Below are 26286 nucleotides of genomic sequence, written 5' to 3'. Positions count from 1 at the left end.
AGTCTTATCATACGCTTATTCTCGAAATTGTCAAGTCTTTTCTGAAAATTCTGCGAAAAAGTTCGGTAATTGAAAATGCCTAGCTTTTGCTAGACATCTTTTGTTTTTATAATGACTTTAATCGTTATTACTTATACTTCTTTTTTTAACAAGACAACATCTAGTCTGTTACATAAATCTCGCCACGGCTATAGAGGACAGATTTTTCTGCAAGGTAAATCCGATTTCCCTCCAAGCGACAAATAAGAACTCCGCTTCTCTCAGAAGCTTGGAAAGCCTTAAATTCTGTTTGTTCCAACTTACTAGCCCATAAAGGAATGACATGACAGTGTCCTGAACCACAAACTGGATCTTCCTTGACTGACAATTTTGGAGCAAAACTACGTGTGACGGTATCGTATTTTTCCCCTCTGGCAGTGATATTTAAGAGGAGACCATCTAAAGCTTTGACTCTGTTAAAATCTGGAGTAGCATTGATGACATCATTTTCATGGGGTAAGATACAGACTAGGTCTCTTCCCAGCCACGCTTCAAGCGGACACACTCCGATTGCTTCTTCCATCTCACTTGTGACTGGAACTTGCTGCATAGCGTATGCTGGGAAATTGAGCTCATAATAATCTGCTTTTCTAGTAACTACAAGTTCGCCACTTTGTGTTGCAAAGGTCAGTTTTTCAGCTTCTATTTCTTTAAATTGAAAGAGAACAAAGGCCGTTGCCAAAGTAGCATGACCACACAAATCGATTTCTCCACCCGGAGTGAACCAACGTAATTCATAGTAGTCGCCATTTTTAACCGTAAAAGCTGTCTCTGAAAGATTATTTTCTTTAGCGATATTCTGCAAGGTATTATCTGACAACCATTCATCCAAAAGACAAACAGCCGCCGGGTTCCCTTTAAAAACGGTATCTGTAAAAGCATCGACAATAAATTGTGGGATGGTATATTGACTCATTAACATCGGGGCTCCTTAAATTGTTATCTTTATTATATCTGAAAATAGGAGAGAAAACAGACAAATAGTAACTAAAAAAATCCTAAGACAAAGAGTCTTAGAATTTTTTTATCGTAACCAACTTTCGTCTAACTGGCCTTTACTTTTGCTAAAAGCTTTCCCATGTTCATCAATGACAGTATGAATCTCTTGGCATTGTTTGAGAGTGAAGCCTTCCAACACACCACCATATACATCATGCATTTCACTATAGGTTTTAAAGTTTCCAAATCCTAAACGTCGAAAAAGTCTCCTCGCATATTCATCCGAAATAAAAACTGGACGATCAAAAAGATAAAGTAAAAGTGCATCTGCAGTCTCTGGTCCAATCCCTTTTAACTCCAAAAGTTGCTTTCGTAAATCTTCTGTTCCAATTCTAGCATGAACCTCAAAACCACCAACTTCTCTTAACCAGATCAGAAGTCCCCTAATCGTTTGAGACTTTTGCTTAAAAAATCCGGCAGGTCGAATACGTTCCTGTAACTCTTCTAGCGGTAAAGCCAGGATACTCTCTACTGTCATGACATCCATAAGACCAGCTAAAGCCAACTTAGCATTCTTCTCTGTTGTTCGCTGGATCAGAATAGTCGATACTAAGTCTTCAATCTTGTTATCCAATTGCCACCAATTTTGTTCTCCATAATGCTTACAGAGTCGCAAAAGAGTCTCTTGTATTTCTTCTTGCTTGATCATTTCTTCAATAGTCCCTGTTTTACCAAAAACTCACGTGCGACTTTAGCAGCTGGTTTCCCTTCTACCCCGACTTGGTAGTTCATCTGACTCATCTGAGTTTCCGTAATTTTACCCGCTAGCTTCTTAAGAATACCTTCCAATTCTGGATGCTTCTTAAGGAGAGATTCTTTCATGAGGGGTGCTCCTTGGTAAGGTGGGAAGAGGTGTTGGTCATCCTCTAGAACAACTAAATTATATTGAGCAATTTCTGGGTCTGTTGAATAGGCATCTGTTATTTGGATATTGCCTTGTTGGATTGCCTCATAGCGAAGGGCCGGCTCCATGGTAGCTACATTAAGGTTTAGTCCATAAACTGATTGAAGTCCTTTGTTTCCGTCCTCACGGTCGTTAAATTCCAACGTAAAACCAGCTTTAAGCTTGTCCTCAACTTTCTTGAGATCAGAAATCGTCTTCAGATGATACTCTTTCGCAATACTTTTCGGAACAGCAATCGCATAGGTGTTTTGATAAGCCATTGGTTTGAGCAAAGCTAGATCATCTTGTTTCTTTATCCCATCACGCGCAACCTCGAAAACTTCTTTGGAGTCGTTGCTGACTTTAGGAGCAGGTTGCAAGAGAGAGCTTGTAATGGTCCCTGTAAATTCTGGATAGATATCGATATCACCCTTTTTAAGCGCTTGATAAAGGAAATCTGTCTTCCCAAAGTTAGGCTTGACCGTTACCGCCATGTCACTATTCTCCTCAATGAGTAGCTTGTACATATTCATGAGAATTTCAGGTTCAGGCCCCAATTTCCCAGCTATGACTAAATTTTCTTTCTCTTTCTGAGGCATCATGCTTGTCACATAACTTGCTCCCAAACTAATCACCATGATAGCAAAAGCTGCAAAAATAGTGCGTAACTTAGCCTTTTCCATCCATTTGAGAACAATATTGAATAAAATAGCAAGAAGTGCTGAAGAAATGGCCCCAATCAGAATCAAGCTATAATTTCTTCGATCAATACCTAGAAGGATAAAGGAACCAAGTCCTCCAGCCCCAATCAAGGCTGCTAAGGTCGCTGTCCCTATAATCATTACCGCAGATGTTCTTACCCCTGACATCACCACAGGCATAGCCAGTGGAATCTCGAACTTCTTGAGTCGCTCCCACTTGGTCATCCCAAAGGCAATCCCAGCTTCTTCTAAACTAGGGTCAATCCCACGCAATCCTGTAATGGTATTTTGCAAAATTGGGAATATCGCATAGATGACTAGAGCTGTTAAAGCAGGAAGCGTTCCAATTCCCATAATAGGGATAAAGAGTCCCAGAAGGGCCATGGAAGGAATAGTTTGAAAGACTCCAGCAATCTGTAAGACCCAGTTACTGGCACGTTCGCGCGTGCTAAAATAAATGGCCAAAGGAATTGAGAGGAAAATTGCAATAATTAAGGTCAAAAGAGACAATTGTAAGTGCTGTCCGAGGGCCGTTAACCAGTCCCCAAAACGTTCTTGAAAAGTTGAAATCAAATTAGACATGAAGGCTACCTCCAAACAAGTTTGCTACAAATTCTGTCGCAGGCGCTTGTAAAATTGTTTCAGGTTCTGCGACCTGACGAATTTCTCCATCCTGCAAAACTGCAATTCGATCCGCTAATTTTAAGGCCTCATCCGTATCATGTGTTACGAAGATGGTCGTCATGCCGAATTCTTTATGTAAAGCCTTGGTCAATTCTTGCAACTGCTTGCGAGAGATGGCATCCAAGGCTGAAAAAGGTTCGTCCATCAATAGAATTTGGGGTTCCCCAATGATAGCTCGCACAATACCAATCCGTTGTTGCTCCCCACCAGATAATTCACTAGGCATACGCTTTGCATACTCTGCAGCAGGCAGTCCAACCTTGTCCAAGAGTTCGTCGGTTTTAGAGGCAATTTGCTCCTTGCTCCAGCCCTTCATCTCAGGAATGAGAGCAATATTTTCCGCAACCGTTAAGTTAGGAAATAGGGCAATGGCTTGAAGGACATAGCCGGTACTGAGACGTAACTCCCGTTCATCATAGTCCTTGATGCGTTTCCCATCCATATAGATATTACCATCTGTCGGTTCCAAAAGACGATTAATCATCTTGATCATGGTGGTCTTTCCAGATCCTGAAGGACCCACTAGCACCATGAATTCTCCATTTTCAATGCGGAGATTAACATCTCTAAGGACATCTTTTTCAGTGTAGCGTAAGGCTACATTTTTGTATTCAATCATTTAGTCTTCCTCAATAAGTTTTCTGTCTCTAAGAATATCCAATAAGCTACTTGCTGGACGTCCTAAGACTTTTTCGACGTCTGTTGAAACCCCAGCTTGTTCCCCAACTTTGATAGCTGTATAGGTGCTGACCCAGGCATCGTACTCCCAAGTTTGTGCTGGCCATTTTTTTCGTGACTCATAGGCTTCTTCTACCGATTCGTCTACATACGTGATGGCCTTACCGGTCTCCTTTGAGAGAAGCACTACGATTTCTTCCATGGAAAGATCCTCTGGCCCTGTCAGATTCAAGCTTTGATTTTCCCACTCCTTAGGATTTAAAAGAATTTCTGCTGCAACACTAGATGTGTCCTTACGGGCAACTGCTGAAACCTTCCCACCCCCTGCTGGACCACGAATCTCTCCGTTTTCAAGAGCAATATCTATCAAGAAATCCAAGTAAAAATTATCTCTTAGAAAAGTATAGGTGAACCCTAACTCCTTGATATAGCCTTCCGTCTGGGCATGATCTCGAGACAAGGTGAAAGTTTCCTTCTCATCTGCCCCATAAAAGGAGGTATAGACGATATGTTGCACCCCCGCTAGTCTTGCAACATCCAAAAACTCCTTGTGCTCCTTGACACGCTCTGGATTTTCCCTAGCAGAAACCATCAACAAGATATCGATACCCTTTAAGGCCTCAACCACTTCTGGAGTATTGGTATACGACATTCTACGGATTTCTGAAGACGCGTAAACTTTTGCACGCTCTGGACTTCTTGCTAGATGGACTGAAGCGATTCCCTTTTTATCGATAAGATCAGCCACATAGGAACCTAATTTCCCTGTTACACCTGTAATTCCAATCATAACTGTTACTTCCTTTCCCTACACATCACTTTCTTTAGCTTTTAGATTTGTGATAATACGCTCTTGATAAGCTTCGAATTCTCGGATTTCTTGATCAGAAAATCCTTGGTAGAAAATCTCTCCCAGTTCTTTGCTGACACGATCTCCGATTTCTTTTTGCGCCCAACCGAGATCTGTCAAAGAAATATATTTTTTCCTTTTATCCTGCGTGCAAGGTTGAATCGTGACCAAGCCTTGTTCTTCCAATTTCTTAACCATACTGGTCAATGTATTATTGGCTAGACCCGTCGCAAGGGCGATATCCGTAGCCGTTGCCCGACCATCTTCTTTTTGCCAAAGCACTGTTAAGATTTTCCCTTGTTCACTACGGTATTGAGCATCTGCTTCCTTGCTCAAGAGTTTTTGAAAAATACGCCCATTCAACAAACGAATCTGTAAAGCTTGATAGCCCCCTAACATCTTGTCCATTTCGTCTCCTTTTTCTTCTATGTCGAACTTTTCAAAACTATTGTAACTATTCACATTACATTTGTCAATTATTTCGATATAGAAATAACTTCAAAAAACAAAAAAACTTCCCTAATCATCTAGGAAAGTTCTTTCTATGATTTTTGATGTCTTTAAAAAATCTTATTCAGCCTTTGTAATATCTTCACGCATTTCATCGACATTGAATTTAGCAAAAAGATACTGACGGTCTTGCACTGGGAAACGTTGGTCGAGTTGGTCAACTGGACCAACTTCGATAATACCATTTTCAATGATAAAGTCCATAACGTGACCACCAAATGTCAAGTCGTCTGAAATAAAATGGAGGTGATAACCAGCAACACTCACACCGTGGAACATTTCTGGGGTCCAGATACCAACGATAGTACCTGAAATATCATCCACCTCATACTCAGGTTGGCGGGTAGCAACATCCGCAAACTTAATATCCGGATTTGATTTTGGAATCATGCGCACGTGCATATGCTTAAAATGACCTTTGATTTTGATAGAACGGAAAAGATTGACCCCATCATAATAAGATTCAATACGATCCTCAAGTTCTTTATCAGTCATTTCATAACGTTGACGGAAGATAACTTCAGCTTGGTGAGGTACGACTGCTGCATAGGGTACTTTTTCATCAGGAGAAACCTCTACCACTTCGACCTTACCCTCAGACCCTTTGGCTTGATAAGCTTTACCGTCAAGAACAATCAACTCACCATCGATACAATCTAATGTTCCGAGACCCAAGTCTCCATGCTCCAACAATTCACCAACTGTTAAAGTACCTCCATAAAGCCCAGCCATCAAGGCTCCCAAGGTATTATATTGAAATAATTTTATGGCTTCAGACATGTCTACACCCTCTTTTTAGTAAAATTCATCTGGCAAGATAGTTTCGCCAAGTTTAATATTATCTTTATAATCAATTGGAACATCAATAAGGACTGGTCCATCTACAGCTTGAGCCAAGGCCTCTTGAAGCAAGCTAGCAAACTCTTCCTTACTTGTTGCACGATAACCTTTTGCTCCAAAGCTCTCAGCATATTTTACAAAATCAACTGGACCAAAGTCAACCCCAGATGAGCGGCCATACTTCATTTCTTCTTGGAATTCCACCATATTGTAATGACCATCGTTCCAGATAATATGGACAATTGGCAATTTCAAACGAACGGCTGTTTCCAACTCTTGTCCAGAAAAGAGGAAACCTCCATCACCAGAAACAGAAATGACTTTTGTCTTAGGACGAACCAAAGCTGCAGAAATCGCCCAAGGAAGAGCAACCCCTAAAGTTTGCATCCCATTTGAGAATAGCAAACGACGTGGTTCATAAGATTTGAAATAGCGGGCCATCCAAATATAGTGACTACCAACGTCAACGGTGACTGTCATATCATCTTTGGTTTGGTCTTGCAAAACTTCAATCAAATCTAGCGGATGTACCTTTCCTTCTTCAGGTCGGCGATCAAACTTAACATCCTCAACAACGTTATTTTTCAACCCTTTAAGGTATTCGACTGAGCCTTCTGGTAATTTATAGCCCTGAATAGCTGGCAAGAGCAAATCTAGAGTTGCTTCTACGTTACCAATCAATTCACGTTCCGGTTGGAAGTAAGTATCCACTTCTGCCGGCTCAACATCAATAACGATGATACGGGCTGAAATCTCAGCATTCCAATTACGTGCTTCGTATTCAATTGGGTCATAACCAATGGCAATAACCAAGTCAGATTTTTTGAGCAACATATCACCGGGTTGGTTACGGAAAAGACCTACACGACCAAAGAAAGTATCTTCTTCAAGGTCACGTGACACGATACCAGCACCTTGGAAAGTTTCAACAACCGGCAATTTAACATGCTTCAAAATTTGGCGAATAGAGTAGGTTACGGCTTCTGATGAAGCACCATTCCCCAAAAGAAAGACTGGCAACACGGCATTTTTAATGGCTTGTGCGAGATAGTTTATATCAGAAACAGATGCTGAACCAAGTTTTGGATCTGTCATAGGCTTAATAGCCTTAACACTGACTGTAGCATCAGTTACATCTTGAGGAATTGAAATAAAGCTCGCACCTGGTTTCCCTGACTTAGCGTGACGATAGGCATTTGCTACTGTTTCAGAAAGGGTATTAGCATCATGTACTTCAGCTGCATACTTAGTAATTGGCTCAAGCATGGCAACATTATTCATTGATTGGTGGGCACGTTTCAAAAGATCTGAACGTTTAACCTGACCACCAATAGCAAGGACAGGGTCTCCCTCATCCGTAGCTGTTACCAATCCAGTAGCCAAATTAGAGACACCTGGCCCAGATGTTACCAAAACAACACCGGGTTTCCCTGTAATTCGTCCAATACCCTGAGCCATAAAAGCAGCATTTTGCTCATGACGGGCAACTATCAATTCAGGTCCTTTATCTTCCAAGGTATCAAAAACCCTATCGATTTTTGCTCCAGGGATACCAAAGACATAATCAACATCATGGTTGATTAAACTATCAACCACTAAGTCCGCACCATACAATTGCTTTTCATCTGACATGAACACAGTCCTTCTGGCTCTTCAAAAACAGAGCCCACTTTCCTTTCAAGTATAGGTCACAAAGAGTTAAAGTATGCTCCGTTTTTCACAAACTTTAATCACTTCACAATTCTGTTATCATTATAGCACAGTTTTTAGACAATCTTGTGAAAAAAAGATTGTGAATTTTTGCACTTCAAACGTAAAAAGAAACACCTGATTGCTATCAGGTGTTTAACTATTTTTTACCTTTGCAAATTCTCTATTAAGATAATTTTGTAAGCCTTCAAAAATTCCCAATAGCTTGAGGTAATTTGACAAACTTGATCGCCCAGGGATGTCCACCACGTCCAAAGAAATCCTATCCAGGTCCTTTTCGTATAGAATACGGAAAGACACCACAGCTTGATCAGAAAAATAATTATCCCCTGCCATAATGTAGCACTCATAAATAATACCTACAGGATTAGCAACCTTCAACTCAATACGAATTGCACCTAATCCCAAGGCCTCCACTTGCTGAAAACGTTCCAACATAGCCTGTCGCTGACTAGGAATAAAATTTGTGATATCCATAGTGGCCCTCCCAACATTCCTTTTTGTCTATTATAGCCTAAAGCTGAGAAAAATGCTTGTGATGGGTTTCCTGATAAGACTAAAAGCCCCATGAATCCTTATCTAGCTTCTTTATATTCTCTAAAGTCTGATTTTATAGTATTATCGTAATATAGTAAGTGGGTTCTTCCTGACTAATGGCAACATACTGATGGCGACTACCAAAAATCTCATTGTCAGTTACCTTATCCGCTTTTAGGGCAGTCAGTAATTCTGCTACATGCTTTGTATAGCCATTTCCTAAAAAGAAAAGTATTTAGTATAGTCGCAGCATAAATCCTTCCACGCTTTGAGAAGGGCAATTTTAAAATCTTCTTTATCATAACTTTTTTACAAAAATAGCCAGAACATCACATTCTGACTATTACTCTTATTTCTCATCTTCGTCCATTGAAAGCACTGACAAGAAGGCTTCTTGTGGTACTTCAACCGAACCGATGGCTTTCATACGTTTCTTACCGGCTTTTTGTTTTTCGAGAAGTTTACGTTTACGTGAAACGTCACCACCATAACACTTAGCCAAGACGTTTTTACGAAGGGCTTTGATATCTGTACGGGCAACGATTTTTTGACCGATAGCCGCTTGGATAGGTACTTCGAATTGTTGACGTGGAATGATTTTCTTAAGTTTATCAACGATAAGTTTTCCACGCTCGTAGGCAAATTCCTTGTGAACGATGAAGCTTAAGGCATCGACCTTGTCACCATTAAGGAGAATATCCATTTTCACCAATTGTGAACGACGGTATTCTGACAATTCATAGTCAAAGCTTGCATAACCACGTGTTGAGGATTTCAATTTATCAAAGAAATCAAAGACGATTTCGGCAAGTGGAATCTGATAAATAACATTAACACGATTATCATCGATATATTCCATGGTTTCAAAATCACCACGTTTACGTTGTGCCAACTCCATAACCGCACCAACATATTCTTGAGGAACCATGATTTGAGCTTTAACATAAGGCTCTTCGATGGCATCAATGCGTGTAGGATCTGGGAACTCAGATGGGTTAGACACTTCAAGCATCTCACCGTCAGTAGTGTTAACATGGTAAACTACTGATGGTGCTGTCATGATGAGATCGATGTTAAACTCACGTTCCAAACGTTCTTGGATAACATCCATGTGAAGAAGACCCAAGAAACCACAACGGAAACCAAAACCAAGGGCTTGAGACGTTTCAGGCTCAAACTGAAGACTGGCATCGTTCAACTGGAGTTTTTCAAGGGCTTCACGCAAGTCGTTATATTTATTTGACTCAATTGGGTAAAGACCTGCAAATACCATTGGGTTCATTTGCTTATAGCCATGGAGTGGCTCTGCAGCTGGATTATCCGCAAGGGTTACGGTATCACCGACACGAGTATCCGCAACAGTCTTGATTGAGGCTGCTATATAACCAACATCACCTGTCGCAAGGTAGTCCCGGCCAACAGCTTTAGGTGTGAAGATACCAACCTCAGTAACATCAAAAGTCTTGCCATTGGACATCATTTGAATCTTATCGCCTGGTTTAACCATTCCGTTAACCACACGCACTTGGAGGATAACCCCACGGTAGGCATCATAAACAGAGTCAAAGATAAGGGCTTGGAGAGGGGCTTCAATATCACCTTGAGGGGCAGGAACTTTCTCAACGATTTGTTCGAGAATCTCTTCGATACCAATACCGGCCTTAGCTGATGCAAGCACAGCTTCAGAAGCATCTAGTCCGATGACATCTTCAACCTCTGTACGCACACGCTCAGGATCTGCAGCAGGAAGGTCGATTTTATTGATAACTGGTAAGATTTCCAAGTCATTATCAAGCGCCAAGTAAACATTGGCAAGTGTTTGGGCTTCAATCCCTTGAGCTGCATCCACCACCAAGATGGCACCCTCACAGGCAGCAAGAGAACGTGACACCTCATAAGTAAAGTCCACGTGTCCTGGTGTGTCGATAAGGTGGAAAATGTATGTTTCACCATCTTTTGCTGTATAGTTAAGCTCAATTGCATTTAGTTTAATAGTGATTCCACGTTCACGCTCAAGGTCCATGCTATCAAGGAGTTGCGCCTGCATCTCACGACTTGACACTGTCTCAGTCTTTTCCAAGATACGGTCAGCAAGGGTTGATTTACCATGGTCAATATGGGCAATAATAGAGAAGTTACGGATCTTCTCCTGTCGTTGTTTTAATTCTTCAATATTTGGCATTTTTATCTTTCCTAGTTCTTACTTGTGATTATAAAAAAACTAATCGTTACCTTCTATTATACAAAAAAGACAGGCTTTTGCCTATCTCTAATATCTGCTTTCTGACCGCATTTAGTCCTTCTTATTTCTTAAAAGTATCATTGTAGTGCTTATTAGTAATTGCTGAGCGCTTATTTTCTATTGAACTACTTGAAAATGGCCCTCCCCCCAGGCTAGTACAACAACCCCTAATAGAAAAAGGCAATAAAATGGGTGCTCAGCAATATAGTATAAAATGTCTGACATAGGAAGAGTCCTCTTAAATCATAATTAATTACGATTATATTATCAGAAATATTATGTTTCATCAAGTAAAAAAGAGAGCTTCTCGCTCTCCCTTTTAATCTTAATGAAATTGCATACCACCATCAACAATGATTGTTTGACCTGTGATGTAGTTTGAGTCAGGTCCAGCTAAGAAGCTAACTGCTGCTGCAACATCTTCAGGTTCAGACAAACGTTTGAGGGTAATATCTTTAGCAAAAGTTTGCATACCCCACTCATCATCTTTACCAGCATTTTTACCGACTTCGTGGGCAATGTCAAACATCATTGGAGTCTTAACGATACCTGGTGCATAAGCATTTACAGTGATACCTGAATCAGCCAAGTCACGTGCCAAAGTTTGAGTAATACCACGAACTGCGAATTTTGTTCCACCGTATACAGTCAAGTTAGGGTTACCAACGACACCTGCTTGTGAAGTTGCATTGATGATTTTACCACCATGACCAAGTGCTTTAAATTGTGCTTGGGCAGCTTGTGCACCCCAGATAACTCCACCAACATTAATGTTAAATGTACGTTGAAACTGCTCTTCAGTAATAGTGTCAAGGGGTGTTGTTGGTGCCACACCAGCATTATTAACAACAACATTCAAATCACCAAAGTGATCAACAACTTTTTGGAAAGCAGCTGCTACTTCAGCTTGTTTAGACACATCAACTACAACGGAAAATGCTTTGTCTTCTGACAATTCAGCAACTGCTTTTTCAGCAGTTTCAGCGTTATAGTCTAATACCCCGACTTTAAAACCATCTTCAACCAAGCGTTTTGCAATCGCAAAACCAATACCTTGACCTGCACCTGTAACAATAGCAACTTTTGACATATGAAATCCTCCTCTACCAATTGTAGTCACAAGCTTAATCACAAGCCCTATCTCAATTGGAATACGCTAAGTTAGTCAAGTTCTGGCAAAGTCATTTTCATAGGCTTTGTCTTAACTCAATTAGAATCTTACCACTTTATGAAAGCGTTGTCAATAAATTGTCATGCTTTCTGAAAACAAATAAGATCACCACTAGTGACCTTATTTCTATTATTCTTCAAATTCAAAACCTAGTGCTTCCATATCATCCAAGCTACCTAGATTAGTCACCTTAGTATAGCCTCGTTCTTTAAGGACTGATGCAGCAAATTCTGCACGAGAGCCCATTTTACAATGGAGGTAAATGGAAGCATCTTTTTCAGCTGGAATGTCTGCAGAGAAAAACTGGTTGTGAGGTATTAAGAGGGCATCCTTAACATGTCCTTCTGCATACTCTTCCGGACTCCTGACATCAATTAACAGTCCCCCCTTGGCTAGATCTGACTGAATTTGTGCTAAATTCATCCTACTCACCAAACCAAATCTTAATTTCTCGAGCCGCAGATTCTTCTGAATCAGAACCATGAACAATATTTGGAATCATGTCACCATCTGGTGCGGTTGCAAAGTCTCCACGAATCGTTCCAGGAGCAGCATCTCCCGGATTAGTTGCTCCCATCATATCACGCCATGACTTGATAACACCTGGACCAGAAATAATACCAATCACTGATGGACCACTCATCATGAATTCTGCAATGCCAGGGAAAAAAGGTTTATCAACCAATTGAGCATAATGATCTTTAAGACGTTCTTCGTCAAGCGTCAGCATTTCCATTCGTTCAATAATAAAGCCACGACGTTCAATACGATCAATCACTTGTCCCATCAAGTGTCGTTTTACAGCATCTGGTTTAATAATAAAAAATGTTTTTTGCATGTTCCCAACCTTCATTGTTTTCTTTTCATTTTACCATAGGAAGTGTCATTTTGCAGGCCAAAACCTTATATATTCTTAAACTATACCCTCAGGAAGAAAATAACTATTTTAAATTGAAACAAATAAAAAGTTTTATAGATATAAAATCTTATTTTGATGTGAATCTTATGACAAAATCTAAATTTCAATTAGTTGGTTCTCTCCTTCGTCCTGCGGATCTCCGTAAATACAAGGATGAAATCGAGCACCGTGACGACATCCAGTATCCTTTCTACGATGCCCTTCCTGGTTATCAAGAAACTGAAACTGCAGATATTAAGCAAATTGTGGCTGAGCAAAAGGCTAACGGTATTGACATTCTTACCAATGGTGAGTTTGGTCGTTCTATGTGGCACTTGGACTTTGTCTGGGGTCTCAAAGGTATTGAACGCTACATTGCTGAGCATGGTTATACATTTAAAGACCACGATGGCGGACAATATGAGACTCGTAAAGATATTGGTATTCGTATTACTGAACCACTCTCAGGTAAAAACCACCATTACCTAGATATCTATAAATTGGTTAAGGCTGAAGCTGGTGATGAAGATACCAAACAAACTGTCTGGGGACCTGCCCATGCCTACACTGAACTTGCTATCTTTGACCGTTTGGCTGGACCAGGACAAGTATATGAAACAAATGAAGACCTCAAAAAAGGTTTGATTAATGCCTATAAAGAATTCTTGGAAGAATACAAGGCTGTCGGTGGAAAAATCGTTCAATTTGACGACTGTCTCTGGGAACTCTTTGACCCATCAAAGCCTGCAAGTTTCTTTGCGGAAGGTAATTCTGATTTGGCAGAATTGGCTGATGAGTTTGTAGCTATCAATAACGAGGTAGTAGACTATGCTCACGAACTTGGTTTAACGGTTTGGACCCACAACTGTCGTGGTAACTATGAAAGCCGTTCTGCTGCCGAAGGAACTTACGAAGCCATTGCTAAGGAGTTCTTGGCAGAGCAATACTATGATCGCTTCTTCCTTGAATGGGACAGTGATACTGCTGGTGATATCAAGGCTCTCGAAGCCCTCAAAGACAGCAAGGCTGAAGTTGTACTAGGACTTTTGTCATCAAAAACAACTGAACTTGATGACAAAGAACGTGTTCTTGACTTGCTTGAAAAAGCTAGTCAAATCCTTCCTAAAGACCGTCTCTTCCTCTCTCACCAATGTGGTTTCGCCTCATGTGACTCAGGTAATGAGTTGGCAACACCACAACAATGGGCAAAAATTAAACAAGGTAAAGCTATCGCCAAGAAATTCTTTGGTTAATTGAATACTTTTAGATCTGAAAAATCCCTTACCGAATTCGGTAAGGGATTTTAATGTTGACTAAGCTTGAATAAAAGGTTGTAAATCTTTAAGAGCACGCTCAGCAATTTTTTCGTAACGCTCTTTCTTGTCACGAATACGTGGGCCTTCCAACTCTTTGATAATACCAAAGTTAACATTCATTGGTTGGAAATGTTTGCTTTCAGCATGCGTCACATAATATGGAAGACTTCCGATAGCTGTTGTATGAGGGAAGATAAGTTCCTCTTCACCTTTAAAGAGACGGGCTGCATTGATTCCAGCAACCAAACCTGAGGCAGCTGATTCAACATAGCCTTCAACACCGGTCATTTGTCCTGCAAAGAACAAGTTAGGGTTTGATTTTGATTGGAAGGTCTGTTTGAGCAAGTTTGGCGAATCCATGTAAGAGTTGCGGTGCATAACCCCGTAACGCACAAATTCAGCATTTTCAAGACCTGGAATCATTTGGAAGACACGCTTTTGCTCGCCCCATTTGAGGTGGGTTTGGAAACCAACGATGTTATAGAGACTACCAGCCGCATTGTCCTGGCGAAGCTGAACAACCGCATAAGGTGTCTTAAAATCGCCGTCACGTGGCCCTTTGTAATCCTCAGGATACTCCAAACCAACTGGTTTCATAGGGCCATAGAGCATTGTCTTGATACCACGTTTAGCCATGACCTCGATAGGCATACAGCCTTCGAAATACTTTTCTTTTTCGAAAGAATTTAAAGGAGCTTCTTCAGCTGTTGTCAAAGCCTCATGGAAAGCCATGAACTCTTCCTTGGTCATTGGACAGTTTAGATAAGCTGCTTCACCCTTGTCATAGCGTGACTTAAGGTAAACCTTGTTCATGTCGATAGTCGCTTTATCAACGATTGGTGCAGCGGCATCATAGAAATAAAACCCATCTCCACCGTTAAGCTTGTGAATTTTTTCAGCTAAAGCATCAGAAGTCAAAGGACCTGAAGCAATAACTGTAATGGCATCATCAGGAATCTCTGTGATTTCTTCACGGATAACTTCAATTAATGGATGATTTTCAATTTCTGCTGTCACTGCTTCTGCATAACCTTCACGGTCCACCGCCATGGCACCACCAGCTGGCACACGATGAGCTTCTCCATTTCGCATAATGATAGAGTCCAAGCGACGCATTTCTTCTTTAAGAAGCCCTACAGCATTGGTTAAACTATCACCACGGAAAGAGTTAGAGCAAACTAATTCTGCAAAATTGGTTGTCTTATGCTGTGGTGTTGCTTTGACCCCACGCATTTCATAAAGTTTTACTGGAATACCACGTTTGGCAATCTGATAAGCCGCCTCGGATCCGGCCAAACCAGCTCCAATCACGTTAATATAATCTGATTTTGATTGAGACATGACACTAATACCTCTTCGGGAACAAGATGAAATCCTGCCCCCACAAATCTTTCTTCATTTTTACTCTTAGTAGTATAGCAAAAAACTCCTCATCTGGCGACTAGGAGTCATCTTGTATTTAAAGGGGTAAAATGATAGTCACTCTAGCACCACCCGTGCCATTGTCATTTGAAAGAGAAAGACTACCATGGTGTAAGCGAATAATATCATTAGCAATAGTCAGCCCAAGACCACTATGATTGCGGCTCTGTCTACTTTTATCCTCTTGATAAAAGAGCTGAGTGGCCTTTTCAAGTGATTCAAGAGAAAATCCAGGACCAGAATCAAGACAGACAAACTTGAATTCATCATCTTCTACCCTAGCAGTTAAGAGCAACTGACTACCACTTGGTGTATGCTCTACCGCATTCGAAACGATATTCATAAAAGCTCGATTCAACAAGGACCTGTCCCAATGGCCTATGGTTTCTTTCTCAATATCCTTCTTGTCAAATTCCACATTGATTTTTTTCGTACGAGCTAGTGACAAGGTTTGATCGTAAATGTCTTCAACAAATTCCTTAACTGGAACTTCTTCTAGCGTCAGTGTCTTCTTCAAACTCGTTTTGTTGAGTTCAGACAACTCTTTCACATAAGCATCAACCTGTGCAATCCCTTTTTGAAAATGCTCTAATAAATCCGTCTGTTCTGCATCTAAGGACGTCATAGCTAAGAGTTCTGCATTCCCACGAGCGACTGTCAGCGGTGTCTTTAAATCATGTGTCAGAGCAGAAATCTGATTTTGTTTATCTTGCTCTGCCTTCCAATTTTCCATCAAAGACTCACGAAGTGCTACACGCATATGATCCAAGCCACATAAAACTTGATTAAACTCCTTAATTGTAGACTGAGAAGTTTGAAAATCCAAGTCTTGCTCTGCAATTTTCTCAGTTGCCTTCAATATTGGTCTTAACTCTCGACTCAATTTACTAGCATAGTAAAAAGTTAAAGTAATAAATATGAGTAGGATAGACACCATCATTGAGCCAATCATCAATAGATCAGCATTAGGCAAATGCTGGTTCAACCACTCATTACGATATCTAGGTGATAACTGATAGTTGACAATGACTATGCCATCTGACCGTTCAAAAGACTGAAAATAGCCATAATTGCCACCGTGAGCATTCTTGAATTGGTAATTTAGTAAGGACTCTTCTTGCAAGTTAACTGGCATGTTAGACTTCTTAAGCTTAAAATCTCTAGTCAAAAAGACATAGCGAGTACCATCGGGCAAGACATCTGGATTAAAGACCTTAGAAGTTTCAATTTCATTCCTGACAGCATGCAAATCACTTTCTACTTGATTTGCTGGAATGACAACCCCAAAACGATAAGACAAGCTGAACAAAGACAAAATAAGCAGGCTACTGATTGCTGATAGAACTGTAAGACTGACGACATAAGATAACAAGATTGTTCTTAGAGAGTGTTCTCGTTTTTTAATTAGTGCCACTTGTAACCAATCCCCCAGACTGTTTCAATAGGACTTTGCCCAACATTTTTGAGCTTTGCACGGATATTTTTGATATGTTCGGCCACTGCTGTCGGACTCCCTTTATCCTCATATCCATACAAATGCGTGTAGATTTGTTCTTTGGAAAAGACTTGGCCCTTATTTTCAGCCAGAAACTGACAAATACCATATTCTGACTTAGTCAAATCTAACAAGTGATTTTCAACATAAAGCTCCTGAGAAGACAAATCAAACTGAAAATCACCAAGTGAAAGCTTATGATGGTGCTCACGATGTTCCCGTCTCAAGTGAGCAGCCACACGCGCTTGCAGTTCTTTAACCCCAAATGGTTTACAAATATAATCATCTGCACCATAAGTCAAACCTTGGACAATATCCGCCTCTTGCGTTTTAGCGGTAATAAAGAGTATAGGACAGTCCACCTGATCTCGAATGTCATGACAAAACTGGAGACCGTCAACATCGGGCATCATGATATCCAGTAAAATCAAGTCAAATCGTGGCAACGAGTTCTTATCTAAGTCTAAAACACTTGTAAGTCCTGTCACATTATGTTTTTGAAGCTCTAAAGCCTTTACAACCAATTGAACAATATCTTCTTGATCATCAATAACAAGTATCTGAGCCATAAGCTTTCCTTTCGTACAAAGTTACCCTTATCATATCATCTATAGAAGAGGACTGACAAGGCGTAAAGTAGATAAATATGAGTTGGGTAGAAGACATAAAACAAATATTTTGAACCATTCCCCCTTTGACCGTTATAACTAAGCATTAAGGGAGCTGCAAAAATTTCCATCCATTCAATGTATTTAAACATTAAATCGTGAATAGAAAGTCTACCTAATACAATCGCCATTAGTACCCAAACAAGACTAACAGTCACAAAAGCAAGCACTTCTTTCTTAAGATTCTTATGACAAAGATACATAGCGATACCAGTCAATAGCAACCACGTTCCACCATCGCTGATAAATGTATGAACTGGCAACACTGTAAAATTGAGTAAATTTAGTAGAAAACCTAACATAGGTTTGTTTGCGCTTAGCAGATAAAAAGGTACCATTAACCATGGAAGCAACAATGGGAAAAGTAATGTTGGTATCCCTTTAAGGTATTTCTGTTCTTGAATCCCAGCAATGCCTTGAAGAGCAACGAGCAAGATAACGATTGATGACAACATCATATTTTGTGGAAAGAAACCATCTGCCCTTACAAGAGGATGTAGAAAATTATAGAATCCAAACTGAATCAGTCCCATCAAAATCGCTAAAACATATATTTTTAGGAAGTATTTTTTTCGATTGTGTGTATGGACGAAACCTTCAATCACAGCAAATAGGAACAAGGGGGCCGCTAATCTCCCAATCATAGTAAAACAAATGGGTATTTTCCCTGTATAGTCAAAAAAATAATGAATATGGTCGAATACCATAGTAATTAGGGCTATATATTTAAGTTGGAAACCTGATAGACTTAAACGTTTCATAATAACTCTCCTTTCTTTTCATCCTTAGTATAAAAAACAAATTTAAGGAAAGTATCAGTTTTTTTGATAAAATACAAAAAACTATCCCAAGACTTAACTTGAGATAGTTTTCTTTTTATTTAACAATAGATTCTTTGTAGTCACACTCTTCGTTACTACAGATAACTTGCTTACCGCCACCACGGACTTTCTTCTCAACGAGATAATCGCCTGATTTAGGACAGTTACGTCCAACAGGGATATCCCACGATGTAAATTCACAGTCAGGATAGCGATCACAACCATAGAAGACACGATTTCGTTTTGTCTTACGTTCGATCACCTGACCTTTACCACAGGTTGGGCAAGTAACGCCAATTTCTTTGGTTATGGCCTTAGTATTGTGACAATCTGGGAAGTTACTACATGCGTAGAACTTACCGTATCGACCAAGTTTGATGACCATTGGGTGACCACAGAGGTCACAATCAAAACCGGCTGGCTCATCCTTGATTTGGATTTTTTCAATACCTTCTTCAGCTTTTTCCAATTCTTTTTGGAATGGTTTGAAGAACTCATCAATAACCTTTTGCCACTGTTCCTTACCAATTTCAACTTTATCGAGTTTTCCTTCCATCTCGGCAGTGAATTTAACATCTACGATGTCAGGGAAGAATTCGACGATTAAGCTATTAACGATTTCACCAAGTTCAGTTGGTTCAAAACGTTTAGCCACCAATTTGACATAGTAGCGACGTTGGATAACATCAAGTGTTGGCGCATAAGTTGACGGACGACCAACACCATTTTCTTCCAAAGTCTTAATCAGAGTCGCTTCAGAATAGCGGGCTGGTGGTTGCGTGAAGTGTTGTTCAGGCGTTGTCACAACCTTCTTAACCGTATCACCTTCTGCCATATCAGGAAGCATTTTATTCTTATCAGAGTCGTTGTAAACGGCCATATAACCATCAAACTTAATTTGGCTACCATTTGCTGTGAAAATCACTCCGTTTTGAGACAAGGTCACCTTCATCGTATCAAATACAGCAGCTGTCATTTGACTCGCCACAAAACGATTCCAGATAAGAGTATAGAGCTTAAGCTGATCCTTATCCAAATACTTAGCGATGCTTTCTGGTGTTTGGAAAACATTTGAAGGACGAATAGCCTCATGGGCATCTTGTGCTCCCGAACTATTTCTCACCTTACTGCCGTGTTTTGAATACTTAGAACCAAAGCGTTCTGTGATAAATTCAGCCGCTTGGTTTTGAGCAACTGGACTGATACGTGTTGAGTCCGTACGCATATAGGTAATCAAACCTTGAGCGCCTGAACCCAGATTAATTCCTTCATACAACTGTTGAGCAACCATCATGGTCTTACGTGTACGGAAGTTAATCTTATTTGCAGCATCCTGTTGGAGAGATGAAGTTGTATATGGCAATGGCGCATTACGACGACGTTCTTTTTTCTCTACCTTATCAACGTTAAAATCATCACTTGTGATGCGAGAGAGAACCGCTTGAACATCGTCATTATTGTTGAGCTTAAGCTTTTTACCATCCAAACCATAGAAGCTAGCCTGAAACTTCTTAGCCCCCTTCTTAAAGGCACCATCAATAGTCCAGTATTCTTCTGGTTTAAAGGCCTTAATTTCATTTTCACGATCAATAATAAGCTTAAGAGCTACTGATTGTACACGACCGGCCGAAAGACCTTTCTTAACCTTCTTCCATAGAAGTGGTGAAATAGAGTAACCCACAATACGGTCCAAGACACGACGAGCTTGCTGGGCATCTACCAAGTCCATGTCAATGGCGCGTGGCTCTACGAAGGCATTTTTTACCGCATCTTTAGTGATTTCGTTAAAAACGACACGATTCTTATCATCTGGCTCTAATCCAAGAATATGTGACAAATGCCATGAAATGGCTTCCCCTTCACGGTCCGGGTCACTTGCGAGAAAGACTTGCTTGGCTTTTTTAGCTTCTTTCTTCAATTCATTGATAAGAGGTCCCTTACCTCGAATATTAATGTACTGAGGTTCGTAGTTGTTTTCAAAATCAATGGACATACTTGATTTTTTCAAATCACGGATATGCCCAACAGAGGCTACAACTTTATAATTGCGGCCAAGATACTTCTCAATCGTTTTCGCTTTAGCAGGGGACTCCACGATGACCAAATTTTTCTTTGGTGTCGCTCTCTTTTTAGTCGCCTTTTTGGCTGTCGTTTTCTTTGTTGTTTTAGTTTTCGTTGCTGTCGCCATAGACTATTTCCTTATAATGTTATAAACTGGCTGCGCCACTAATCTGTCTAACATCTAGTCACAAGACATTAAAAAATGAAACATCTCGGACCGAGCAACTAACATGATACCTTCCTTTTCTTTAACTGTCAATAAAAAACTTTATCTCTATAGGAGAACTTTGATTTTCAAGAAAACTCTGAAAGGATGTCAAACCCTGTCGTGATGCACTTTGCGCCCTCCTGAATCAAGTGATGGCATCCGTCTGACTTTCCATCTAAAATATTTCCTGGAATAGCAAAAACATCTCTACCTTCTTCCATGGCACGCTCACAAGTAATCAGGCTTCCCGAGCGAAGCTTAGCTTCTACGACCATAACTCCTTGACACAATCCAGAAATAATCCGATTGCGTTCAGGAAAATGGTACTTGAGAGGCTGTTCACCCGGTCCATATTCTGTAAGAACTAAATGATTTTTAGACATGTAGTCCTGTAAAGCTTTATTTTCTTTAGGATAATAAACATCAAGTCCTGTCCCGATAACTGCAATAGTGTTTCCCTTATTTTTCAAGGCCTCCATATGCGCACAAGTATCAATCCCACGCGCCAATCCACTCACAATAGTAAACTGATTACCAAGTTCACTAATAATTTTTCGAACAGACTGTTTGCCTGTTTCAGAACACTTTCTTGCCCCAACCATAGCTAGCTTTGGTTTAATCAGTAAATCAATATTTCCCTGATAATAAAGGAGAACAGGAGGATTATAGGTATGCTTCAGCTCAATGGGATATTCTTTATCAAAAATCGATAACGTAGGAAAACGTTCAAACTGTTCTTTGAGTTGCTTAATATCTAAACTCTTATACTTTTCCATAAAGAGTACTGCATTTTTAGACTTGGATACCACTGCCATATCACGTAAACTCAATTTTCTATCTTGAGTCTTTTGATAATCCAAAATATTTAAGATATTCAAATTCGTCAACCCAGCGGCTTTAAGTTTAAAAAGTTCAAAATTATTCATATAGATACCTCCTTTTCTTTATTCGCAACAGAAAAGAAAAAAGCTCCATTATGGAACTTTCCTTGATTATAAATCATTTTCAGAGGCAAAATAAGACGCCGCCCCTAATAGGTTACTATCGTTATGGAAATGACAGGCTTGAAGAGTTATAGGCTCAAAACCTAATTCAGACTTATCATTAAATAACTCCTCATAGGCATCGCATATTCCTTCAATTAAAGTATCTTGCCTGCTGATACCACCACCAATAACAACTTTCTCTAACCTAAAGAAGCTCTGCAAATTTAGCACAAGAACAGCAATTTCATGACAATAGTCTTTAAATAAAAGATTTAGATCTACCGATTGATTTTCCTCTATAGCTGAGAATACGGCTGGACCATCGTCTTGATTTAACCCAAGTAATTGACTGGCTTCATGAATAAAGCCTACTGCAGACCCTTTGTTATCGACAAGACTTACTAAGCCATGCATAAACAATTCCCACTGGAAGGGCAGAGAGGTTTGACTCATACTTTGGGGTCTTGGAGCTCTCAGATATTGGGTGACTGACAGAGGTGATAGCAAGTCCTCCTGTGAGACAAGTCCTAAACCAACACCCGTACCTAAAACCAAGGCAGCCCCACAATCTAACTCTTGTAGACTTCCATATCTGGCTTCAGCCAAAGCCGCCGCATCAGCATCATTGATAACCTTTACAGGTAGTTGAAATGTTTTAGTCAATCGTGACCCAAGTGGAATAGCCGTTAAATAAGGGATAAGACCGCCCTTGAAAATGAAACCACGTTTACTATTTATTTCTCCTGGGCACGCAATGGCAATCCCAGAAATGATATCCTTGTGAGACGAGACAATATGCTCTAAAGTCAACCAAAAGTCGTCTAACGTTAGTGGTGTTGGAACTTTAGATTGATTGCTAATCCTAAAATCATCATCAACTAACCCAAACTTGATAAAGGTTCCTCCGATATCAATAGCTAAAATCACGCCACTTCACCTACTTTTTATTATTGACTTTATTGGTTCGAAACTTCTTCTATGAATTGGAGTAACACCAAAGTTATCTATGCCAGTCAAATGATCCTTAGTACCATAGCCTGCATTTTTGGCAAATGCATAACCAGGAAACTCCTGATCATAGTCAGCCATCATCTTATCACGGGTTACCTTTGCTACGATAGAAGCTGCCGCAATTGATAAAGAATTAGCATCCCCTTTTATTATTGAAGTTTGTCCTATCGGTAGGTCCAAAGTCATAGCATCAATTAGCAAATGTTCAGGTTTGAGACTAAGTTTTTCGATAGCTTCAGCCATAGCAAGCTTGGTTGCTTCATAAATATTGACATCGTCAATCACATGGTTGTCCTTAATACCAACCCCAACAGCAACTGCTTCCTTCATCACCTGCTTATAAATGGCTTCATGTTTAGATTTTGGAATCTTTTTACTATCATTAAGACCTTTTATTTTGCAAAACTTTGGTAAAATCACTGCTGCAGCTACCACTGGCCCAGCCAAAGGACCACGTCCAACTTCATCAACACCTGCAATGAGTTCAATCCCCTGAGCATAAAGCGCTTTTTCGAAACTGAGCATCATCTCTAAGCGTTCTTCCTCAGCAATCTCAGCTAGGATAGCTTTTCGGCGTTGCTTAATGGCAGTCTGTACACCAGCTCGACTATCTTCCTCAAAACTTGCCCATCGGTGATCGTCAAGGTCTGTCAAAATGGCCAATTGCTCTTTGACTTCTTTAATTGTCGCCATCAGTATCGACCCCAACAATATCAAGTGTGTAACGTCCTAGTTTTCCATCACGAACTTCTTTGACAAATAGATTATAGAAACGGTCATAATCTTCACGGAAGCCAAGTTTTCGAGTCATTTCCATTATGATTTCTGGTGCCTCTTCCTCAAGGTCAATCCCTTTAAAGCGTTCCTCTAAACGTTCAGGATAGTAAGTTTTAAAATAGTTAAGTCCAAAAATCGTAACTTCATCCATTGGCAAGAGCTGGTCCTTGATGGCTCCGGTCAAAGCAAGCTTCAAGCCGACCAATTCATCTTCAAACTTAGGCCACAAAATCCCCGGAGTATCAAGGATTTCCAAGTCCTTATTAGACTTCAACCACTGTTGACCTTTTGTCACACCAGGTTTATTTCCTACAACGGCAATTTTTTTACCAGCCAAACGATTCATCAAGGTAGATTTCCCAGCATTTGGAATCCCAATAATCATGGTTCTCAAGGTCTCTTTCTGAATACCACGTTCACGTAGTCGTTGAATCTTGTCAGACATAAGACTCTTAGAAGCATCTGTCACCAACTTAACTGTAGATTGTTCCTTGGAATTGATGGCCAGGGTTTTAATCCCTTGACTCTCAAAATAGCTACGCCACTCTTTTGTACGATTACTATCAGCAAGGTCAGCCTTATTAAGAATTAAAAGTTTTGGTTTATCGCCAACAATTTTAGTCAGCATTGGATTTTGACTTGACAGTGGCAAACGTGCATCCACTAAAATTGTTACAAAATCAACATGCTTAAGATTTTCCTGAACTTGTCGACGAGCTTTGGACATGTGACCAGGAAACCATTGAATAGTAGCCATGTATATCTCTCCTCTTTATTTTCTTAGTAAAATATGATTTAAACTCTTTAAAAAAAGCCAAAGACTTGGCTTCACTTTACTTATATTATATCAGATTTAGTTTAAGATGCCCAATCGATAAAAGTTGACTAAGCCTCAACAGGCATAAAGTTACCGACAATTTTACCAATAATTCGGGGATCTTCGTCATAGGGTGCGAACTTATCACCATAACGTTTATTGAGAGAAACTAATCGTAGCCCATCTTCCTCGCGATAAACTTTTTTGATATAGGTTTGACCATCCCAGTCTACAGCATAAACAGCTCCATCATAATCAAAACCTGTTTGTTTGATTAGCACTACTTCACCATTTAGGTAGGTAGGTTCCATAGAGTCTCCAAATACCCACGATGCAAAATCATGATCTAATTCTTCATCATAGAAAACTTCATCATAGTTGCCATCACCAAAGTAAGTGTAACCAGTTCCGGCTGATAAACGCTCGAAAACTTTGTAAGAGTAAAGCGGAATAACAGGTGCTTTCTGCTTTTCCGCTTCTTGCTCTTCTAGGAGAGCCTTAGTAAGTCGCAAAGCTTCCTGACGATTTTCCTCATTTAGTTCCAAGTAAACTTCTACAATCTCATGTTCAGAAAGAAAATAGGTCTCAGCTACGCCAAAAAGTTCAGCCAAAATCGATAGGTTCTTTTGATTTGGTTTCGTCTTACCATTTTCCCAATTAAAATAAGAGGAGCGTGAAATTCCTAGATGCTTAGCTACTGATGCTTGGCTCATTCCTTGTGCTTCTCGAATTTCCCTAAGTCTTTGTCCTGAAAACATGACTACCTCCGTAAGTTAATAAACTAACATAAGTTTATCAAAAAAAGCAGTTGTTTTCAAGTGAAACTAACTACTTTTACATTTCTCTTTTATCTCATTCTTTAACTAAAAATCCTAGATGGTTAAGTGCCTCTTCAATATAATCTATATCTTGCTCACTATCTGCTTCGACAAGATGGTAATGAACACCGTTTGTCAAATCAGATAAGGGACGAAAGTCATTTGACGATGCTTGATCTAAAAAATGACTAACATCTCGACGACAAGTCAATTTCAACAAAGTCTGAATTTCTCCATAGACTGGATGATCTATCATGATATTTTGAATACGGCCTCCATTATCAACAATAGCCAAAAGCTCATCTTCCATATCAGACACTTTATGATTCACCTTAAACAGTCGACGTACATAAGAATTGTCATCGCTACTTTTATAGATATATCCCCTATTAGTTGAAATAATCTGGGCACCATCTGCACGTAAGAGTGCAATATCTTGAACAATGATTTGACGTGTCACACCAAAATGCTCCGCCAAACTCTGTCCATTCATTGCCTCTTTAGCTCCCTTTAAGAGTGCCAATAATTCTTGTTTTCGATTTGAAGCCATAGACCAACCATCCCTCTTTCAACTAACGTATTTTTCGAATACTTTTGAAAATTGATAATGCTATAACATAGTCTATCACACTATGGACAATAGTGCCAAAACCAACTAAAACAAAGAGAACAAAGAACAGTTTTTGGAAATCCTCTCCTGTTACTGAATAAAAAATCACACAAGCAAGAACTTCACCTATAGCATGGATAAGCCCTAAAACAAAGTTGAAAAGTAATGATGATTTATGGTTTTCTATCGTTCGTGGAAATTTTTTCAAATAGAGTGCGCCTAAAAAACCAAATATAATATGAGAAAAGGCTCTAAAAACAACCACAATCGGATAGCCAGCCATAAAGTATCCCAAACTAGAAGCTAAGATAACAAAAGCAGTTACCCAGGGAGATATAAACATAGCTAGAAATATTGGAACATGACTCCCCAAAGTATACGAAGCCGGTGGGATGATTAGTTTAATTGGCATGATACTTGGGATAAGGATAGCAATTGCAGTTAATAAAGCTGCAAAGGTCATTTCTTGAATTCTCTTTTTCGGTTTCATAATTTACTCCTTTTTACTGTATATACATTAGTATATTACAGTGT

The 26286-nt window shown here is 39.8% G+C and carries 26 protein-coding genes; 1 reads left to right on the top strand and 25 read right to left on the bottom strand.

Translation table 11 applies throughout. The features are described 5' to 3' along the window. Positions 1-160 precede the first annotated feature (160 nt). The 13 genes from RDY04_RS07790 to ndk all read right to left on the bottom strand — a co-directional run bounded on the left by RDY04_RS07790 (position 161) and on the right by ndk (position 12682). A complete protein-coding gene (locus RDY04_RS07790; protein WP_303953442.1) occupies positions 161-961 on the bottom strand; it encodes a PhzF family phenazine biosynthesis protein in 801 nt (266 codons plus the stop codon). 102 nt (positions 962-1063) lie between these two features. Continuing rightward, a complete protein-coding gene (locus RDY04_RS07785; protein ID WP_303953439.1) occupies positions 1064-1687 on the bottom strand; it encodes an endonuclease III domain-containing protein in 624 nt (207 codons plus the stop codon). Next, positions 1684-3204 (bottom strand): ABC transporter permease/substrate-binding protein, encoded by a 1521-nt coding sequence (locus RDY04_RS07780; protein WP_303953436.1) that lies wholly within the window; start codon positions 3202-3204, stop codon positions 1684-1686. The genes RDY04_RS07785 and RDY04_RS07780 overlap by 4 nt, the downstream gene beginning before the upstream one ends. Beyond that, on the bottom strand, positions 3197-3925 hold the full coding sequence (locus RDY04_RS07775) for an ABC transporter ATP-binding protein (RefSeq protein ID WP_303953433.1): 729 nt from the start codon (positions 3923-3925) through the stop codon (positions 3197-3199). Before RDY04_RS07775 ends, RDY04_RS07780 begins: the two co-directional genes overlap by 8 nt. Further along, positions 3926-4774, bottom strand: a complete 849-nt coding sequence (locus RDY04_RS07770) for an SDR family oxidoreductase (RefSeq protein WP_303953430.1) — start codon at positions 4772-4774, stop codon at positions 3926-3928. Positions 4775-4792: 18 nt separating this feature from the next. Continuing rightward, positions 4793-5242 (bottom strand): MarR family winged helix-turn-helix transcriptional regulator, encoded by a 450-nt coding sequence (locus RDY04_RS07765; RefSeq protein ID WP_303953426.1) that lies wholly within the window; start codon positions 5240-5242, stop codon positions 4793-4795. A 162-nt stretch (positions 5243-5404) separates the two neighbouring features. Further along, positions 5405-6124, bottom strand: a complete 720-nt coding sequence (gene budA, locus RDY04_RS07760) for an acetolactate decarboxylase (protein ID WP_295493937.1) — start codon at positions 6122-6124, stop codon at positions 5405-5407. Positions 6125-6139: 15 nt separating this feature from the next. Next, a complete protein-coding gene (alsS, locus tag RDY04_RS07755; protein WP_303953423.1) occupies positions 6140-7816 on the bottom strand; it encodes an acetolactate synthase AlsS in 1677 nt (558 codons plus the stop codon). Positions 7817-8029: 213 nt separating this feature from the next. Continuing rightward, positions 8030-8371 carry a hypothetical protein gene (locus RDY04_RS07750; RefSeq protein WP_154864843.1) on the bottom strand — a complete coding sequence of 114 codons (342 nt, stop codon included), beginning with the start codon at positions 8369-8371 and terminating at the stop codon, positions 8030-8032. Positions 8372-8780: 409 nt separating this feature from the next. Next, on the bottom strand, positions 8781-10613 hold the full coding sequence (lepA, locus tag RDY04_RS07745) for a translation elongation factor 4 (RefSeq protein ID WP_303953420.1): 1833 nt from the start codon (positions 10611-10613) through the stop codon (positions 8781-8783). A gap of 385 nt (positions 10614-10998) precedes the next feature. Beyond that, positions 10999-11763 carry a (S)-acetoin forming diacetyl reductase gene (locus RDY04_RS07740; RefSeq protein ID WP_295493944.1) on the bottom strand — a complete coding sequence of 255 codons (765 nt, stop codon included), beginning with the start codon at positions 11761-11763 and terminating at the stop codon, positions 10999-11001. Positions 11764-11973: 210 nt separating this feature from the next. Further along, positions 11974-12267, bottom strand: a complete 294-nt coding sequence (locus tag RDY04_RS07735) for a rhodanese-like domain-containing protein (protein WP_295493946.1) — start codon at positions 12265-12267, stop codon at positions 11974-11976. Between the two features lies 1 nt (position 12268). Continuing rightward, entirely contained in the window at positions 12269-12682 is a 414-nt protein-coding gene (ndk, locus tag RDY04_RS07730) for a nucleoside-diphosphate kinase (protein WP_303953417.1), read from the bottom strand. Positions 12683-12849: 167 nt separating this feature from the next. Between ndk and RDY04_RS07725 the strand changes: the two genes are divergently transcribed. Beyond that, positions 12850-13995, top strand: a complete 1146-nt coding sequence (locus tag RDY04_RS07725; RefSeq protein ID WP_303953415.1) for a cobalamin-independent methionine synthase II family protein — start codon at positions 12850-12852, stop codon at positions 13993-13995. A 60-nt stretch (positions 13996-14055) separates the two neighbouring features. On the opposite strand, the gene trmFO is transcribed toward RDY04_RS07725, so the two are convergent. The 12 genes from trmFO to RDY04_RS07665 form a co-directional block, all read right to left on the bottom strand. Then, complete coding sequence (gene trmFO / locus RDY04_RS07720; RefSeq protein ID WP_303953413.1) at positions 14056-15399, bottom strand: methylenetetrahydrofolate--tRNA-(uracil(54)-C(5))-methyltransferase (FADH(2)-oxidizing) TrmFO; 1344 nt, start codon at positions 15397-15399, stop codon at positions 14056-14058. A 118-nt stretch (positions 15400-15517) separates the two neighbouring features. Next, complete coding sequence (locus RDY04_RS07715; RefSeq protein ID WP_303953410.1) at positions 15518-16894, bottom strand: HAMP domain-containing sensor histidine kinase; 1377 nt, start codon at positions 16892-16894, stop codon at positions 15518-15520. Beyond that, a complete protein-coding gene (locus RDY04_RS07710) occupies positions 16885-17544 on the bottom strand; it encodes a response regulator transcription factor (protein WP_303953407.1) in 660 nt (219 codons plus the stop codon). Before RDY04_RS07710 ends, RDY04_RS07715 begins: the two co-directional genes overlap by 10 nt. Before the next feature lie 35 nt (positions 17545-17579). Next, the gene (locus RDY04_RS07705; RefSeq protein ID WP_303953405.1) at positions 17580-18404 is read right to left on the bottom strand and encodes a TraX family protein; all 825 of its coding nucleotides are present in this window, start codon (positions 18402-18404) and stop codon (positions 17580-17582) included. A 115-nt stretch (positions 18405-18519) separates the two neighbouring features. Further along, positions 18520-20652: a type I DNA topoisomerase gene (gene topA / locus RDY04_RS07700; protein ID WP_303953402.1), complete on the bottom strand. Its 2133-nt coding sequence runs from the start codon at positions 20650-20652 to the stop codon at positions 18520-18522. A gap of 167 nt (positions 20653-20819) precedes the next feature. Further along, a complete protein-coding gene (gene dprA / locus RDY04_RS07695; RefSeq protein ID WP_303953399.1) occupies positions 20820-21659 on the bottom strand; it encodes a DNA-processing protein DprA in 840 nt (279 codons plus the stop codon). 66 nt (positions 21660-21725) lie between these two features. Beyond that, entirely contained in the window at positions 21726-22646 is a 921-nt protein-coding gene (locus RDY04_RS07690) for an ROK family protein (protein ID WP_303953396.1), read from the bottom strand. A 6-nt stretch (positions 22647-22652) separates the two neighbouring features. Then, positions 22653-23423 (bottom strand): ribonuclease HII, encoded by a 771-nt coding sequence (locus RDY04_RS07685; RefSeq protein ID WP_303953394.1) that lies wholly within the window; start codon positions 23421-23423, stop codon positions 22653-22655. Continuing rightward, on the bottom strand, positions 23410-24264 hold the full coding sequence (gene ylqF, locus RDY04_RS07680; RefSeq protein ID WP_303953391.1) for a ribosome biogenesis GTPase YlqF: 855 nt from the start codon (positions 24262-24264) through the stop codon (positions 23410-23412). Before ylqF ends, RDY04_RS07685 begins: the two co-directional genes overlap by 14 nt. Before the next feature lie 128 nt (positions 24265-24392). After that, the gene (locus RDY04_RS07675) at positions 24393-25082 is read right to left on the bottom strand and encodes an XRE family transcriptional regulator (RefSeq protein ID WP_303953389.1); all 690 of its coding nucleotides are present in this window, start codon (positions 25080-25082) and stop codon (positions 24393-24395) included. 94 nt (positions 25083-25176) lie between these two features. Further along, on the bottom strand, positions 25177-25692 hold the full coding sequence (locus tag RDY04_RS07670; RefSeq protein ID WP_037611366.1) for a transcription repressor NadR: 516 nt from the start codon (positions 25690-25692) through the stop codon (positions 25177-25179). Positions 25693-25714: 22 nt separating this feature from the next. Next, entirely contained in the window at positions 25715-26242 is a 528-nt protein-coding gene (locus tag RDY04_RS07665; RefSeq protein WP_303953384.1) for an ECF transporter S component, read from the bottom strand. Positions 26243-26286: the final 44 nt, after the last annotated feature.

It is taken from the genome of uncultured Streptococcus sp., from assembly GCF_902463925.1.
In the GTDB taxonomy this organism is placed as follows: Bacteria; Bacillota; Bacilli; order Lactobacillales; family Streptococcaceae; genus Streptococcus.
The sequence above is the reverse complement of the archived record's forward strand: the minus strand, read 5'-3'. Positions and strand labels throughout refer to the sequence as shown.